13 protein-coding genes, 1 tRNA gene and 2 pseudogenes are annotated in these 14083 nt (G+C 63.2%); 10 read left to right on the top strand and 6 right to left on the bottom strand.

Features of this window, described 5'->3' with window-relative positions:
• Positions 1-341: 341 nt before the first annotated feature.
• Positions 342-2246 (top strand): ABC transporter ATP-binding protein/permease, encoded by a 1905-nt coding sequence (locus tag FJ953_RS23115; protein WP_181170926.1) that lies wholly within the window; start codon positions 342-344, stop codon positions 2244-2246.
• A 290-nt stretch (positions 2247-2536) separates the two neighbouring features.
• On the top strand, positions 2537-3901 hold the full coding sequence (gene mgtE / locus FJ953_RS23110) for a magnesium transporter (RefSeq protein WP_140625138.1): 1365 nt from the start codon (positions 2537-2539) through the stop codon (positions 3899-3901).
• 52 nt (positions 3902-3953) lie between these two features.
• Here the strand turns inward: mgtE and gor are convergent, their stop codons facing one another.
• The 3 genes from gor to rpiA form a co-directional block, all read right to left on the bottom strand.
• Entirely contained in the window at positions 3954-5345 is a 1392-nt protein-coding gene (gene gor / locus FJ953_RS23105; RefSeq protein ID WP_140625137.1) for a glutathione-disulfide reductase, read from the bottom strand.
• A gap of 118 nt (positions 5346-5463) precedes the next feature.
• Positions 5464-6060 carry a DUF2059 domain-containing protein gene (locus FJ953_RS23100; RefSeq protein WP_140625136.1) on the bottom strand — a complete coding sequence of 199 codons (597 nt, stop codon included), beginning with the start codon at positions 6058-6060 and terminating at the stop codon, positions 5464-5466.
• Between the two features lie 22 nt (positions 6061-6082).
• A complete protein-coding gene (gene rpiA, locus FJ953_RS23095) occupies positions 6083-6778 on the bottom strand; it encodes a ribose-5-phosphate isomerase RpiA (RefSeq protein WP_140625135.1) in 696 nt (231 codons plus the stop codon).
• Positions 6779-7165: 387 nt separating this feature from the next.
• On the opposite strand from rpiA, the gene FJ953_RS23090 reads away from it, so the two are divergent.
• The 3 genes from FJ953_RS23090 (at position 7166) to FJ953_RS30600 (ending at position 8668) form a co-directional block, all read left to right on the top strand.
• Positions 7166-7849, top strand: a complete 684-nt coding sequence (locus FJ953_RS23090) for a phosphoglycolate phosphatase (RefSeq protein WP_140498617.1) — start codon at positions 7166-7168, stop codon at positions 7847-7849.
• Positions 7850-8223: 374 nt separating this feature from the next.
• A tRNA-Val gene (locus FJ953_RS23085) sits at positions 8224-8298 on the top strand.
• A 196-nt stretch (positions 8299-8494) separates the two neighbouring features.
• The gene (locus FJ953_RS30600; RefSeq protein ID WP_181165341.1) at positions 8495-8668 is read left to right on the top strand and encodes a hypothetical protein; all 174 of its coding nucleotides are present in this window, start codon (positions 8495-8497) and stop codon (positions 8666-8668) included.
• A 30-nt stretch (positions 8669-8698) separates the two neighbouring features.
• On the opposite strand, the pseudogene FJ953_RS23080 reads toward FJ953_RS30600, so the two are convergent.
• Positions 8699-8859, bottom strand: a pseudogene (locus FJ953_RS23080) (glutathione S-transferase N-terminal domain-containing protein); the annotation flags it as partial.
• 114 nt (positions 8860-8973) lie between these two features.
• Here FJ953_RS23080 and FJ953_RS23075 point away from each other — a divergent pair.
• Both FJ953_RS23075 and FJ953_RS23070 read left to right on the top strand, forming a co-directional pair.
• A complete protein-coding gene (locus FJ953_RS23075) occupies positions 8974-9231 on the top strand; it encodes a PepSY domain-containing protein (protein ID WP_140515390.1) in 258 nt (85 codons plus the stop codon).
• 166 nt (positions 9232-9397) lie between these two features.
• A complete protein-coding gene (locus FJ953_RS23070) occupies positions 9398-9874 on the top strand; it encodes a hypothetical protein (protein WP_140625134.1) in 477 nt (158 codons plus the stop codon).
• Between the two features lie 4 nt (positions 9875-9878).
• Here FJ953_RS23070 and FJ953_RS23065 read toward each other — a convergent pair whose 3' ends face one another.
• Complete coding sequence (locus tag FJ953_RS23065) at positions 9879-11774, bottom strand: murein L,D-transpeptidase (protein WP_140625133.1); 1896 nt, start codon at positions 11772-11774, stop codon at positions 9879-9881.
• 224 nt (positions 11775-11998) lie between these two features.
• Here FJ953_RS23065 and FJ953_RS23060 point away from each other — a divergent pair.
• Together FJ953_RS23060 and FJ953_RS23055 are read left to right on the top strand one after the other, a co-directional pair.
• Positions 11999-12178 (top strand): annotated as a pseudogene (locus tag FJ953_RS23060) (TetR/AcrR family transcriptional regulator); the annotation flags it as partial.
• A gap of 72 nt (positions 12179-12250) precedes the next feature.
• The gene (locus tag FJ953_RS23055; RefSeq protein WP_140498621.1) at positions 12251-12652 is read left to right on the top strand and encodes a rhodanese-like domain-containing protein; all 402 of its coding nucleotides are present in this window, start codon (positions 12251-12253) and stop codon (positions 12650-12652) included.
• Positions 12653-12659: 7 nt separating this feature from the next.
• Here FJ953_RS23055 and FJ953_RS23050 read toward each other — a convergent pair whose 3' ends face one another.
• Complete coding sequence (locus FJ953_RS23050; protein WP_140498622.1) at positions 12660-13571, bottom strand: alpha/beta fold hydrolase; 912 nt, start codon at positions 13569-13571, stop codon at positions 12660-12662.
• Between the two features lie 47 nt (positions 13572-13618).
• On the opposite strand from FJ953_RS23050, the gene FJ953_RS23045 reads away from it, so the two are divergent.
• A complete protein-coding gene (locus FJ953_RS23045) occupies positions 13619-14071 on the top strand; it encodes a MarR family transcriptional regulator (RefSeq protein ID WP_140515387.1) in 453 nt (150 codons plus the stop codon).
• The last annotated feature ends 12 nt before the right edge of the window (positions 14072-14083 follow it).

The following is a 14083-nucleotide window of genomic DNA, read 5'->3' as shown; positions in this document are numbered from 1 at the left end:
CACAAATTCGTGCGAACGCCTTCCCTAGGGGAAGGTAGAAACGTCGCGCTCTGATGCCGCGTAATTACCTGACATCACTAGCTTAAACCGGCTTTTCGTCGGCTTTGGCGCGACGCTCGGGAAGCCCAACCTGTTGCCCTGCAGCCACGGCATCCACCTCAATGCCGCTGCCCCCCTATAAAAATTAATGGAAAATGATCAATTGGTGTTACCATCCGTAACAATACAAAAAAGGTTTGGGCGGGATTGTGATTCGGGTCGACAGACCACCGCAACTGTCAGGAACAGATGGACTACACAGCGATGCCGCAAGGCGGTCGCTTCTGACCCCGGTTTCCTCGATGCGCAGCTTCTGGGGCCTGATGCGGGCCTACTGGGTCTCGGACCGGTGGAAGGAGGCCTGGACGCTGACGCTGGTGATCGCGCTGCTCACCGCTCTGTCCAGCAAGGCCGGCGTCTGGTTCGCAGAAGCATCCGGAGAACTGGTCAACTCGATCGCCTTCTTCCACGACGCCGCCAACACCACCCCTCTCCAGACGCTTTTGGCCAATGCCGCTATTTTGGTGCTGCTGGTCGTGCTCAAGGACGCCGGCTTCACGGGCATCCGCAATCTTGTCTCGGCAACCTTGCACCGCAAATGGCGCGGTTGGCTCGACAGCCGTTTCAACGAGGCGCTGCTGGACGGCAACCACACCCATTTCCACGCCCAGCATGCCTCGACCGGCAATGGCGCGCCGGCCCCCGACAACATCGATCAGCGCGTCCAGGAATCGATCAAGGACATGACCGGCGGCGCCATCGGCCTAGCCATGGGCGTGCTGGGTGTCGCCACCTCGCTCTATTTCGTCGGCCAGAAGCTGCTCGAGACCTCCGTCGAGGTAAAGGGGCTCGAATTCCTCGGCAGCTATGGCAGCGCCATCCTCGCCCTCCTTGCCGTCGCCATCTATGTGCCGCTCAACACTTGGATCGCGGTAAAGCTCGGTGGCATGCTCGAGCGTCTCAATGTCAGGATGCAGCAGGCCGAAGGCAGTTACCGTGGCGAGCTGACGACATTCCTGCGCCGCAGCTTCCATGTCGCGGCCTCGCGGGGCGAAAGCGTTCAGAGGACCATGCATGGCCGCCTCTATGGCGATATTGACGGCACATGGACGCGGCTCAACATCGTCAACACCGTCTACATGTCGTTCGAGCTGATCTACAATTTCATCGGCGCCCGCATTGTCGCCTATGGACCGGGCCTTGTGCCGTTCATCCACAACGGCTTCGACCTGAAGGGCTACATAACCGGCTCCGAACTGGTCAATTCGCTGATCGGCCAATGTTCGTGGTTCATCCATGTCATGCCCGCCATCGCCACCCTGCGCGCCAACAGCCAGCGTGTCACCGAGTTGGCCAATGCGATCGAGAACGTTCAGCATCCCCAGGAATTCTACAGCCAGAGCGGCCGTTCCGACTTCCGCTACGCCAGCCAGAACCCGGTTTTTGGCTTGACCATCCAGAAGCTTGAACTGGCGCATCAGGGTGAGGACGCAACGCCTTTCCTCGTTGCGGCGAACCTGCGCTTCCGGCGCGGCGAATGGACCTTCCTGAAAGGCGAATCTGGCTGCGGCAAGACCTCGCTGATCAAGGCCATCAACGGCCTGTGGCCCTACGGCCGCGGCACCATCGTCTTCCCCGAAGGGGTAAAGAGTTTCTATGCAGCCCAGGAGGTCAAGCTGCAGCAGGTGACCCTGAAGCAGCTGGTCTGCCTGCCGGGCTCCGAGCACGACCATGGCGACGCGCAGGTCGCGTCCGCGCTGCACAAGGCGGGTCTGGGCGACTTCATCGAGAATATGGGCGACGAAAGCCGCGAAGGCAAAAGCTGGGATCAGGTCCTGTCCGGCGGTCAGAAACAGAAGCTGGTGGTGGCCCGCATCGTGCTCCATCAACCCGGGCTACTATTCCTGGACGAGGCGACCGGCGCACTCGATCCGGAGGGCAAGGTTGCCTTCCACCAGGCGATCAAGGACAACTGCCCGGATGTAACGGTGATCAGCGTCATGCATGAAGCGGTGGCGCCGCGATCGGTCACCGGCGCCGAGTTCTACCACTCGATCGTCGCGATCGCGGACGGCGTCGCCACCAAGAAGCCGCTGGTGCCGAGCCTGCCTCCCGAGCTCACCACCATTCTCGCACAGCCAGGGCCGGTGCCAAGGCCGGTCGACGACAAATGGCTGCGTTTTCCGCGCCGGCTGAAGCAGAAGTAGCCGGACTCGCCGCGGCATAGGCCGTCCAGCCATTTTACCGTTTCGGCGCGATACGCTTCAGCGATCACAGTCTTGCGACTGGGGCATGTTGCCCGCATTTTCCTCGATCACTTCGATTGACAGGGCAAGGCGAGCTCCTATGTTGCGCCCGCTCGCAGACATCAAACTCGAACCCGCGAGCGGAAAGGTCACCGCGCCATGCCTGGCGACAGTCACAGTCGAACGCAACCGCCGTCCGCCCTGACGTGACCTCGACGGTTCACGTCTTGCCGGACGGCAAGGAGTGAACCATGAACGATTTTTCCCCCGTAGCGGACGACGAGGCCGTCGCCATCGCCCGCATCCTTGCAAACGACCATGTCGCAGACGTGGTCGAAGCGCTCAACCGCGAGTCGCGCGAAACGGCGACCGAGCTGCTTTGCGAAGTGCCGTTCGAACGGCTGGTCGATATCTTCGACCAGCCGGAGCTCGAGGGCGCGCCAGAGCTGGCGGAGGCCTTGCCTCGCGCCAAGGCGGGCAAGCTGCTTACCGCCATGTCGGTCGATCGCGCTGCCGACATCCTGCGCGATCTTGACGAACCCGCCCGTTCCGAGCTGCTCGGCGTGCTGGCGCCGCCGCTGCGCGCAACCCTGCTCTCGATTCTCGGTTACCCCGAAGGCAGTGCCGCTTCGATCATGACGACGGAGTTCGTCAGCGTGCCCTCGGACTGGACCGTCGGCCGCACGCTCGACTACATCCGCAAGGTCGAGCGGACGCGCGAAACCGTCTACGCCATCTACATCGTCGATCCCGAGACGCATCTGCTCATGCGCTCGACCGGCCTGCGCCGGCTCATCACCGGCGAGCCTGGCGATTCGATCCTGTCGGTGGCGCCGGACCGCGTGCCGGTGACCGTCACGCCTTTGACCGATCGCGAAACCCTGGCGCAGACGATCTCCAAATACGATTTGCTCGCCGTTCCCGTCGTCGATCACGGCAAGATCCTCGGCATCGTCACCATCGACGACATCATCGACACGATGATCGAGGAGACGACGGAGGACGTGCATCGCTTCGGCGGCATGGAGGCTCTGGACGAGCCCTACATGAAGATGAGCTTCCTCGCCATGATCCAGAAGCGTGCCGGCTGGCTGTGCGCGCTGTTCATCAGCGAGATGCTGACGGCCAACGCGATGCAAAGCTACGAGAGCGAGCTGGAAAAAGCGATCGTGCTGACGCTCTTCATTCCGCTGATCATGAGTTCCGGCGGCAATTCCGGCTCGCAGGCGACCTCGCTGGTCATACGCGCGCTGGCGTTGCGCGAGATCGGCCTGCGCGACTGGTGGCGGGTGGCGTTGCGCGAATTGCCCACCGGCCTCCTGCTCGGGGCGATACTCGGCGTCGTCGGCATCTGCCGCATCGCGCTCTGGCAGTATTTCGACTTCTACGACTACGGCCCGCACTGGCCGTTGATCGCCGCGACGGTCGGAGCGGCATTGGTCGGCATCGTCACCTTCGGCTCGCTGTCGGGTTCGATGTTGCCGTTCGCCTTGAAACGCGTCGGCTTCGACCCGGCCAGCGCGTCGGCGCCGTTTGTCGCCACGCTGGTCGATGTCACCGGGCTTGTCATCTATTTCTCGGTGGCGCAGGTGATCCTGCGCGGCACGTTGCTGTAGCAGCTCTCCTAGCTGCGCCGCGGCAAGCACCTTGCCGCGGCGCGTTTGTCCGTCAGTCTACGCGCTCGCCATCCTTCACTCGGTAAGTCGGCTTGTACATGGTCACAAGCTCTTCCGCGGCCGTCGGATGCACGGCCATGGTGCGGTCGAAATCATCCTTGACCAGCCCGGCCTTCAGCGGAATGGCGAGAAGCTGCGCCATCTCGCCGGCATCCGGCCCCAATATGTGCGCGCCGAGTACCTTCTTAGACGCGCCATCGACCACCAGCTTCATCAGCATCTTTTCGTCGCGGCCGGACAAGGTGTGCCGCATCGGACGGAATGCCGCGCGATAGATCTCGATGTCGGGGAAGCGCTTGACCGCCTCGTCTTCCGACAGGCCGACCGTGCCGATCTCCGGCTGCGAGAACACGGCGGTGGCGATCGTGTCGTGGTCGGGCGCGGTCGGGTTGCCCTTGAAGGCGGTCTCGACGAAGCACATCGCCTCGTGGATCGCCACCGGCGTCAGTTGCACGCGATTGGTGACGTCGCCGATCGCCCAGATGTTTTCGACGTTGGTGCGGGAGTACGCGTCGACCTGGATCGCGCCGGTCGCGGTCATCTCGATGCCGATGCCTTCCAGTCCCATATTCTCGGTGTTGGGGATGCGGCCGATGGCGAGCATCACCTGGTCGACCGTCAGCGTCTGGCCGCCGGTGAGCAACGCGTCGAGCCGGCCGTCCGGCCGTTTGCGGATCCATTCCGAGACGGCATGGCAAAGGATCTTGATCCCCTTCTTCTCCATCGTTTCGTGCAGCATGCGCCGCAGGTCCATATCGAAGCGACTGAGGATCTCCTTGCCGCGATAGACCAGCGTGGTGTCGACGCCCAGGCCATGGAAGATGTTGGCGAATTCGACCGCGATATAGCCGCCGCCTTCGATCATGATCGACTTGGGCAACTGCTCGAGGTCGAAGGCCTCGTTGGAGAAGATGCAGTATTCGTGGCCGGGCAGTGCCGGGTGCGGCGCCGGACGGCCGCCGGTGGCGATCAGGATCTGGTCGGCGGTGACGGTACGGTCCTCGTCCAGAAGATGCACCACATGCGGGTCGACGATCATGGCGCGCGTGTCAAAGGCCTCGCCGCCGGCGCCCTCGACGTTCCTCTTGTAGATCGCCTCCAGACGGCTGATCTCGCGGTCCTTGTTGGCGACCAGCGTGGGCCAGTCGAAACTGGCTTCCGGCACCGTCCAGCCATAGCCGGCGGCATCGGCGAAATGCTCGGGAAATTGCGAAGCATAGACATAGAGCTTCTTCGGTACGCAGCCTCTGATGACGCAGGTGCCGCCGAAGCGATATTCCTCGGCGATGCCGACGCGCTTGCCGAGCGCTGCGGCGACGCGCGCCGCCCTCACCCCGCCCGAACCGCCGCCGATAACGAAAAGATCGTAGTCGTAACCGGCCATTGCGCGGCTCCTTGAGCTTCGGAAAATGTGAGTGACAGGTAGGCCGCAAACCATCAAAAGAAAAGCCCGGACAAGCCGGGCTTCACAGATGGCCGCAGGGCCGTTTGGAATGGCAGGATCAGTTCTGCGTGTCGTCGGCAGGGGCCGATCCATCGGCGGGCGCGGCGCCATCGGCGGGCGCGGCCGCACTAGCAGGCGCTGCCGGCGCTTTCGCCTTGGCCGCCGCGGCCAGCGTTTCACCGACCTGCTGGGCGAGGTCACGAGCAAGCCCGTTCTGCCAGATATCGGCGGCCTTCACCAGGTCGCGCGTCACGGCCGGGCCGCTCTCGAGGAGCTTCTTGCCGGAGTCCGAATTGTAGAAGGTCGCGATGTCGTTGAGTTCCTGTTCGGAAAACACCTTCGCATAGGCAAGGGCCGCTTCCTTCTCCAGGTCGGCCCGGCGCGAGGCCAGCGCCAGCGCCTTCTCGCTGATCGTCTTGGCGATCAGCTCCTGCATGTCGGGGTTCTTCTGGATGAGCTGCGATTCGAGGGCGGCGGCGGCCTGCGGCAGGATGTTGTCGAACGGGTCGGTCGCATGGATCGCGGTGACCGCGGCGCGCGCCGCCTTCAGGTGCGCTTCCGTGACGTCCTGCGAGAACGCCGGCGAAGAGAAGGCGAAGACGGCCGATGCCGCCAGAAGGACGGACAAGCGGCGAACCCGGTTATGCAACATCATGGTCGATAGAACTCCCTGTTTTTCAGGCGGCATGGACGGTTTGGATGCCATCGCCCCCGGCGATGATGGCCGCTGACGCCAGCCCGATGAAAAGACCGTGCTCGACCACGCCGGGAATGGCGTGGAGAGCATTCGATAGCGCTCTTGTATCCGGAATGCGGCCAAAAGATGCATCGAGGATAAAGTGGCCGCCGTCTGTAACAAAAGCCTGGCCGCCCGTCATCCTCAATGTAACCGGACCGGAAAGGCCGAGCCTTGCAGCCGCCTTCCCGATCGCGATTTCGGTTGCGCGCAGGCCGAACGGGTTGACCTCGATGGGCAACGGAAAACGGCCGAGCGTCTCGACCATCTTGGAGCGATCGGCAATGACGATCATGCGAGCGGACGCCGCCGCGACGATCTTCTCGCGCAGCAATGCGCCGCCGCCGCCCTTGATGAGCGTTAGTGCGGGGTTGACTTCGTCGGCGCCGTCCACGGTGAGATCGAGTTCCGGCGTCTCCTCCAGTGTCGACAGCGGCACCCCAAGCTCGCGGCACAGCGAGGCGGTGCGCTCGGACGTCGGCACGCCGATGATGGTCAGGCCCGTGGCCACCTTGTCGGCAAGCAGCCGCACGAACTCGTCGGCGGTGGTGCCGGTGCCGATGCCGAGCCGCATGCCGTCGGTGACATGGGCAAGGGCCGCCCGCGCGGCTTCGACCTTCAACTGTCTTGCATCCATGCCGCTTTTACCGCCCCGGAACCTGGTGTTTGCGGCTCCTACCATTTTTGCCGGTCCGGTCAAAGCCCTTGCAGCGGTGTAGGTTGATGACGTTCGGCCTCCCGTCAATGGTGTGCCCGCGCGGCCAGCCAGCGATGAGCGGGTAACGTTAATAGGAATTTTTTCTTATATGCCATTGACTGGGTGAAGGCAGTTATGCTACATATTTGCCTATGGTGCAGATTTGCGCCGGGACCCGCCGCACTGGCGGGTTTTTTCATGGCTGGCGGTTGGTCGCGAATGCCCGGTCCGGGGAGCTTGCTTGCCTGAACGAGCCTGCCCGGCGCTTGCCTTGACGCGCCGCAGCCTTTATCGCCTGCCCATTGCATAAACTGCCCAGGATGGATCATGACCCGCCCGATCATCGTGTTTGACCTCGACGGTACGCTGATCGACACAGCACCGGATTTGCTCGACAGCCTGAACCACAGCCTTGCCGCCAGCGCGCTCGCGGCCGTCGACGAAGCCGGCTTCAGGCGCTTCGTCGGCCATGGCGGCCGCGTGATGATCGAACGGGCGCACGCCGCGCAGCAACGGTCGCTCGATGTCGCCGAACACGACCGGCTGCTGAAACTGTTCCTCGACCACTACACCCTCAACATTCCCGGCAAGTCCCGCCCCTACCCCGGTGTCCTCGAGGCGATCGCCCGCTTCGAGAAGGCAGGCTATCTCCTGGCCGTCTGCACCAACAAATACGAGGCCAACTCGCTGGCGCTGATCGAGGCGCTCGGCCTGACCAAACACTTCGCGGCGATTGCCGGACAGGATACCTTCGCCTTCCGCAAACCCGACCCGCGTCACCTCACCGAAACCATCAAGCGCGCCGGCGGCGACCCGCACCGAGCTTTGATGGTCGGCGATTCGCAGACCGACATCGACACCGCGAAAGCCGCCGGCATCCCAGTGGTGGCCGTCGACTTCGGCTACACCGACCGCCACGTGCGCGAATTCGAGCCCTCGGCGGTAATCTCGCATTTCGACGCGCTGACGCTGGACCTGGCTGAGCGGCTGATCGCCGCGGCGCAACATTGAACGGATAGCGGGCGGCCGGGACAGGTTCAATGACAGTTTCCTGTTTGCGGCGGATGCCTCTAATGATCGAAGTCGGCGCCGCCCCTCATCGCCCTGCCGGGCATTTCTCCCCGCACAGAGACGGGGAGAAGGGTCTGGCCGGAACGCTGGCGCCTCCATTGCAACGTTAAAAATTGGCGAAAACGGCGACACAGCCCCCTCTCCCCGTCTATACGGGGAGAGGATGCCGGCAGGCAGGTGAGGGGCGGCGCCGGCGCTTGAAAGAGTATGACGAAACCTGAAGCGATTGCCCCTGTGAGAACGCCGGACACCGCCTTGACTTCCCGCACCGCCCTCCCTTATATCGCGGCTCGCTTGGCCTTCGGGCAACGAGCGGGCGATTAGCTCAGCGGGAGAGCACACCCTTCACACGGGTGGGGTCGCAGGTTCAATCCCTGCATCGCCCACCATCCAACTAAACTGATTTGTTGGATGACTAGGCCCCTCCACTTTGTCCAAAAAAGCTACTGGCGCGTAGGCCAAACAGCTTGGCGCCTCGCCCTTATTGATTTTGGGTTTCCGTCACCATCTGTCGGTTTGTTTGTATGCAAATCAGTTGGGCGACGCTATGGTAGCTTCCTCAACGTCAGATTCTCGGGGGAGAACATGGCAGAACACGCCGTTGAAATCGTCAGGGAAAAGTCGTGGTCGGTTCGCGTGACCGTCAATGGCGTCACCACCACCGTCCCATTCTCAGCCGAAAGTTATGCGCGCTCATACGCCGACGGTCAGGCGTTCCGGCTGGGTGTGCAGGTGGCAGAGCTTAAGCGGTCAGCCTGACGCGTGGGGGTTGAGAAGCCCTCCGAAAGATTGCAGGTAGGCGACGAAAGCCGGATCATGTGGGGCGACGGCGAGCGGGCTCGGCCCGTGCGGGCGAGCAGGTATTCGAGAATCGCGATCGATTCGACCATGATCATCTCGCCGTCTTGTAGCGCCGGGACAAAGCCGGCGGGGTTGATTGCAAGAAAATCGGGAATTGCTCGAGGGCAGTCACAAAGCCGATGCATAGCCTGGCCATCCATCCCGCCTGGGGAACAAACCTCCCCATCACTGAGTTTCCCCCTGTCGAAACTTGAGGGAAAACCATGACCAGATTTCTCGTGGCGACAAGCGTCGCCGTTCTTCTCGGCTCCGGCCCGGTTCTGGCGGCCGACGAAAAACCGCTGCCGCCGCCCAATGCCAAGAAATTGTCTGACATCATCGCCAAGGTCGAGCAGCGCGATGGCTTCCGCTATGTCCAGGAGGTCGACTGGGATGATGGCGCCTATACCGTCACCTACTACACCGCCGACAAGGCGAAGGTCGAAATCACCTATGATCCGGTGACGGCCGAGCCCAGATAGCTTCGTCAGGAGAAACTTGCGGGGCGGGCAACCCGTTCTACGATCCCTCCCGCGGTGATCACCGGTCCCCATCTGAAAATGCCGAGCCTGCGGCGTGAGATGCGCCCGCCCTTGCGCCAATGCACCTTTGATGGCTGATTACAGCGGAGCTTCACGGGGGGTATGCATGGCGACGGCCAGGCATGTGTTGAAACGTATCTTGATGGTGCTTGCCGGCTATCTCGTCGCCGTGCTGGTCGGCCTGATCGCCGTTGTCGCGATCTATGCCGTGCTGAGCTCCCTACCCAATGCGCCCCGGTATTTCGACCTCATGGGCGTCTCGCCGATCGCGGCGCTGGTGGTGCCGCCGGTCGGCATGTTCATCTATTTCCTGACGATCGTGCTGACCGGGGTGCAGACATTGGTGTTCGCATTGATCGCCGAATGCTTCTCGTTGCGCGGCTTCTGGCTGCACATGCTCTTCGGCGGGGCGGCGGCGGTCGGCGGCTTTGCCCTGATCTGGCCGAGCGCGCTCGAGGACATGGCGTCGGAGCGCTGGGCCGATATAGGCATCATCGCCGCTGCCGGCCTGGTCGCCGGGCTTGTCTACTGGCTGATCGCCGGGCGCGACGCCGGTTTCCGGCGACCGCTCTCGGCCCGCTGAATTCTCAGCTCGACGGCGAGCGCGCCGCTTCGGTGGCGTCCAGGGCCTGCTTCAACCGCGTGTCCCGGTCGTAGACGTCGTTGAAGTATTCGACCTTGCCGGACATGTCGGGCCATGCGGTGAAGTAGGCGACATAGACCGGAATCGTGCGCGTCACGCTCTCGGTCGAATGGCCGTGCTTCAGCTTCTCGGCGATATCGTCGACCGAGGTACCCAGCACCGCAGCCGCCATGCCCCGCGGATCCTGCAGCCGCACGCAACCATGGCTGAGCGCGCGCATGTCGCGCTGGAAGAACGACTTCTGCGGTGTGTCATGCATGTAGATGGCGTGCTTGTTGGGGAACAGGATCTTCAATTCGCCCAGCGCATTGGCCTCGCTCGGCAGTTGGCGCACGCTGTAGGGGATGTTCGCGCCATAGCCGCCCCAGTTTACCGCCGAGGACGGAATGCGCTTGCCGCGCGAATCCGTCACCTCATACCCGGCCCGGTCGAGATAACCCGGATCGCTGCGCAATCTCGGCAGCATCTCGTTGACGATGATCGACTGCGGCACCCCCCAATAGGGATGGAAGTCGACCTGCTTGATCTGGTCGTAGAAGAAGGCGGTCTGGTTGGTGGTCCTGCCGATGACCGCACGGGTTTTCAGCTTTTCCTCACCATTGTCGATGTAGCTCGCCGTGAAGGCTGGCTGGTTGATGAAGATACGCGGGCTGCCGAGGTCGGATGGCAGCCAGCGCAGTTCTTCCAGCGCCACCTGTACCTTGAGCAGCCGGTCGGCCTTGGATGTTCCGGCCAGCGACGCGACGGTGCGCGGTCCGATGACGCCGTCGCCCTTCATGCCTGCTTTTTGCTGCACGGCCTTGATGACCGGGACCAGCTCAGGGAGGTAGACATCGCTGGTGGCGAGCCGCGACAGCACTTCGCCGTAGGCGCCGCCCATCTCGTCGTCGAGATTGCGCGCGATCAGGCTCAGCAGCTTGGGAAGCTCGGGACTGGTTTCGCCCGGCTTCAGCAACAGCTTGGGATCGACGACGATCTCGTTTTCGGCGCTCGCTTGCAGCGCCTCCAACTCGACGCGCAGCGCCTGGTACTCCGGGTTCTGCGGATGCCGCGATTCGAGATAGGTGCGCACTTCCTGGGTGTGCGCCAGCGTCTTCAAAACGCCTTCCATGTCGAGCGGCTTGGCGGGGAAATCATAGTAGCCGGTCATGCGGTTGGGTTCGACGCGGCCGCTTTGGGCATCATGGACATAGCGAAGCACGCGAGCCGACAGCGCCATTTCGAAGCGCACGAACTCCTTCAAACGTGCAGCGGCGTCACCAGTCGACGCAGCGGCGGTCGGCACGTCGACCGTGTAGTCGGACGGTGCCAGGCCGTAGCTCGCCGCCTCGCCAAGCACCCGCACCGCGTCCTGTGCGCGGCTGTTGGCGTTGGCTCCGGTCACCCAGATGAAATCCGGATTGGCCGAATAATAGGCGATCAGCGCCTTGGCGATATCCGGCTCCGCATAGAGCTCGTAGTCGCTCAGTCCGGCGATTGCCTCGCGAAAGGCGTTGCCGGTGGCTGAGGGCACGAAGGCGGCGTCCTGCGGCGTCGCCGGCTGCGGCGCTGCCGTAAGCGCCGAGAAGTCGACGCGCACGAGCTTGTCGGCTTTGTAGGTGTAGTAGGAAGGGCTGCTGATCTTCACGCTGCCGCCGCCACCACCGCCGGCGGATACGTTGGGGTTCGGCTTGCGCCTTGGTGGCGGAGGAGGAAACTCACCTCGCGGCTCGTGCCTTACGCCGCCGCCGAAAAGCATGTCGAAAAGCCCCTGCGCGCCTGCTTGCGGCGTTCCCAGGGCCAGCGTCGCCACGAGCGCTGCAAGCGGCAACGCGGTAGCTTTGTTTCCCGGCAATTTCATGGTCACCCGCTCCAGCCGCAACCGGCTCCGTTCCGCACGCTCGTGCGTCTTGCCCACCGCATGGCGGATGTAAGACGCGACTATACCGATTCATACCGATTTCGTTAAGCTTTCATAAATTTTGGGGCGGCTGTGGCAGAACGGTTTCACAACATCGTGACGGCCGGAGCGGACACAATCCGCTCCGGCCGTCGAAGCCCAGGGGCGTCGTCAGACCTCGGCGCATGGCCGTGGGCGAATTGCCGAGGAGTTTCGACTGCGAAGCCGCTGCGACCTCTTTCGCGACGGCTCAACACGGCATGTCGATCCAGGCGCGCGACGGTGCTTCGCATGCGGCCCTGCTGGCAACCGTGGAGGGGGCAATGGCCGCCTGGAAGATGATAGCCGGTACCGACGCGGGATGACAAACGCCGGGCGTTGTGCTCGAAATCCGAACGGACGGAGCGCCAGTCTAAACGGGCCGGGAGGATCGGACGGTGAAAAAGGGTTATCGCGAACTGCTGGATGAGGCGAATGCCGAGATCGAAGTGCTTTCGCCCGAGGAAGCGGCAGCCCTGATCGAGGACGAAGGCACCATCTTTGTCGACCTGCGAGATCCTCGCGAGATTGAACGCGACGGCAGGATTCCCGGCGCGAAACATGTCACCCGTGGCATGCTGGAATTCTGGATCGATCCCGAGAGCCCTTATCACAAGCCGTTCTTCGCTTCGGGAAAGAGCTTCGTGTTCTTCTGCGCCGGCGGCTGGCGTTCGGCGCTCGCCACCAAGACCGCGCAGGACATGGGGCTGTCGCGGGTCAAGCATATCCTTGGCGGCTACACCGCCTGGAAGGCGGCCGGACTGCCGGTGGAACCCGGCGAGAAGAAGAAACAGCCCTGATTGCGGTTCAATGGAGCAGCGACGGCTCCCGTTGCGCGGCCACGAAGCTGACGGCGCGTTCCACCACGCCCTTGTCCGCCAGGATGCGGCGATGGCCGAGCCCTTCGGCCCAGTGGAGCAACACATGGTCACCGGCGCCGGCATAACGCCAGGCATGATCGGCCGAGACTTCGCGATCGTCGGGTGCGTGGATGACCAACGTCGGCACCGGCGCCTGGGCAAGCTGCCGATCGCCGGTGAATTCGTGCAGCGGCCGGCCGGAAAGATATTCGACACGGTCCGCCATGGCGGCCTGCGAGCGCGGACCGACATTGAGCATGCGGCTGAAGTCGGCGAAGATGGCCGGCAATGAACTCGGCGCGGCGATCAGCACCAGGCGCCCGGCCGCCAGCGGCGCAATGTTCCTGATCGATCCGGCGATTGCATTGGCGGCGACGGCGCCGCCGAAGGAATGACCGACCACCGCCGCGAACGGGCCGAACCATTCGCCCGCGATTCGCACCGCATCCACGGCATTGACCATGTTCAACCGCCGGCCATGCGATTGGCCGTGGCCGGGAAGGTCGAGCGAGACGACCCTGTAGCCGGCGGCGCGGTAGCCCTCGATCAGCATGCGCATATATTCGGTGCGCGAGCGCCACCCATGAACGACGAGAACCGTTCCGGCGGACGCCCTGCCTGGCTCCGGACGGAATTCATGCACCATGACGCAGCCGGATCCGGCTTTCAGCCGGTGATGCCGCGCTTCATCCATGAAATCTGCCGCGCGGTCGACGGCACGGCGTTCGCCCTCGCTCAGCACCCTGGCGTTCGGCGTACGGCAGAACAGCTCGAATGCGGCGCGCCCGGTGAGGCGGGGGGCGACATGTTCGGCGGCCCCGAATACACCCCGGATGACCTTCAGTCCGAATGATGCCATAGTGGGAATCCATCCATACGTTCAAGCATGAACATAATAGTTCAAAGATGAACAATAAACAAGAGCTGCCCTGGGACAACCCGCGGTTTCGCAACTGGGTCGCGGTTGCGCGCGCCTGCCATGTGCTGGAGCGCACGCTTGCCGTGAAGCTCGCTCCGCTCGATCTGAAACCCGCGCAGCTCGATGTGTTGATGAATCTCTACCGCCATCCCGGCATGTCGCAGCACGATCTCGCCCGCAAGCTACTCGTCGGTCGCTCCAACATCACCATGCTGTTGCCTCAGCTTGAGGCTCGCGGCCTGCTGCGCCGCGAAGGCGACGAGAAGGACAAGCGCATCCTGCGGCTGGCCCTCACCGAAGCCGGCGAGGCGCTGCTGATGCAGGCGCTGAAGGTGCACATGGCGCTGATCGAGAAAGCGATGAGCCAGTCGACGCCGGAGCAGTGCGACATGATCGGCGAGCAGATGCGCAAGATCCACGAGGTGTTGAAGGACGCCTGACCGCCATTGCGG

Source organism: Mesorhizobium sp. B2-3-6, assembly GCF_006442305.1.
Taxonomy (GTDB): Bacteria; Pseudomonadota; Alphaproteobacteria; order Rhizobiales; family Rhizobiaceae; genus Mesorhizobium.
This window is presented reverse-complemented; position numbering and strand designations above follow the sequence as displayed.

What these genes read in the sequence shown, in the direction of transcription:
- FJ953_RS23115 (WP_181170926.1), top strand. Translation starts at nt 342, where the DNA reads ATGCGCAGCTTCTGGGGCCTGATGCGGGCCTACTGGGTCTCGGACCGG.
- mgtE (WP_140625138.1), top strand. Translation starts at nt 2,537, where the DNA reads ATGAACGATTTTTCCCCCGTAGCGGACGACGAGGCCGTCGCCATCGCC.
- gor (WP_140625137.1), bottom strand. Translation starts at nt 5,345, where the DNA reads ATGGCCGGTTACGACTACGATCTTTTCGTTATCGGCGGCGGTTCGGGC.
- FJ953_RS23100 (WP_140625136.1), bottom strand. Translation starts at nt 6,060, where the DNA reads ATGATGTTGCATAACCGGGTTCGCCGCTTGTCCGTCCTTCTGGCGGCA.
- rpiA (WP_140625135.1), bottom strand. Translation starts at nt 6,778, where the DNA reads ATGGATGCAAGACAGTTGAAGGTCGAAGCCGCGCGGGCGGCCCTTGCC.
- FJ953_RS23090 (WP_140498617.1), top strand. Translation starts at nt 7,166, where the DNA reads ATGACCCGCCCGATCATCGTGTTTGACCTCGACGGTACGCTGATCGAC.
- FJ953_RS30600 (WP_181165341.1), top strand. Translation starts at nt 8,495, where the DNA reads ATGGCAGAACACGCCGTTGAAATCGTCAGGGAAAAGTCGTGGTCGGTT.
- FJ953_RS23075 (WP_140515390.1), top strand. Translation starts at nt 8,974, where the DNA reads ATGACCAGATTTCTCGTGGCGACAAGCGTCGCCGTTCTTCTCGGCTCC.
- FJ953_RS23070 (WP_140625134.1), top strand. Translation starts at nt 9,398, where the DNA reads ATGGCGACGGCCAGGCATGTGTTGAAACGTATCTTGATGGTGCTTGCC.
- FJ953_RS23065 (WP_140625133.1), bottom strand. Translation starts at nt 11,774, where the DNA reads ATGAAATTGCCGGGAAACAAAGCTACCGCGTTGCCGCTTGCAGCGCTC.
- FJ953_RS23050 (WP_140498622.1), bottom strand. Translation starts at nt 13,571, where the DNA reads ATGGCATCATTCGGACTGAAGGTCATCCGGGGTGTATTCGGGGCCGCC.
- FJ953_RS23045 (WP_140515387.1), top strand. Translation starts at nt 13,619, where the DNA reads ATGAACAATAAACAAGAGCTGCCCTGGGACAACCCGCGGTTTCGCAAC.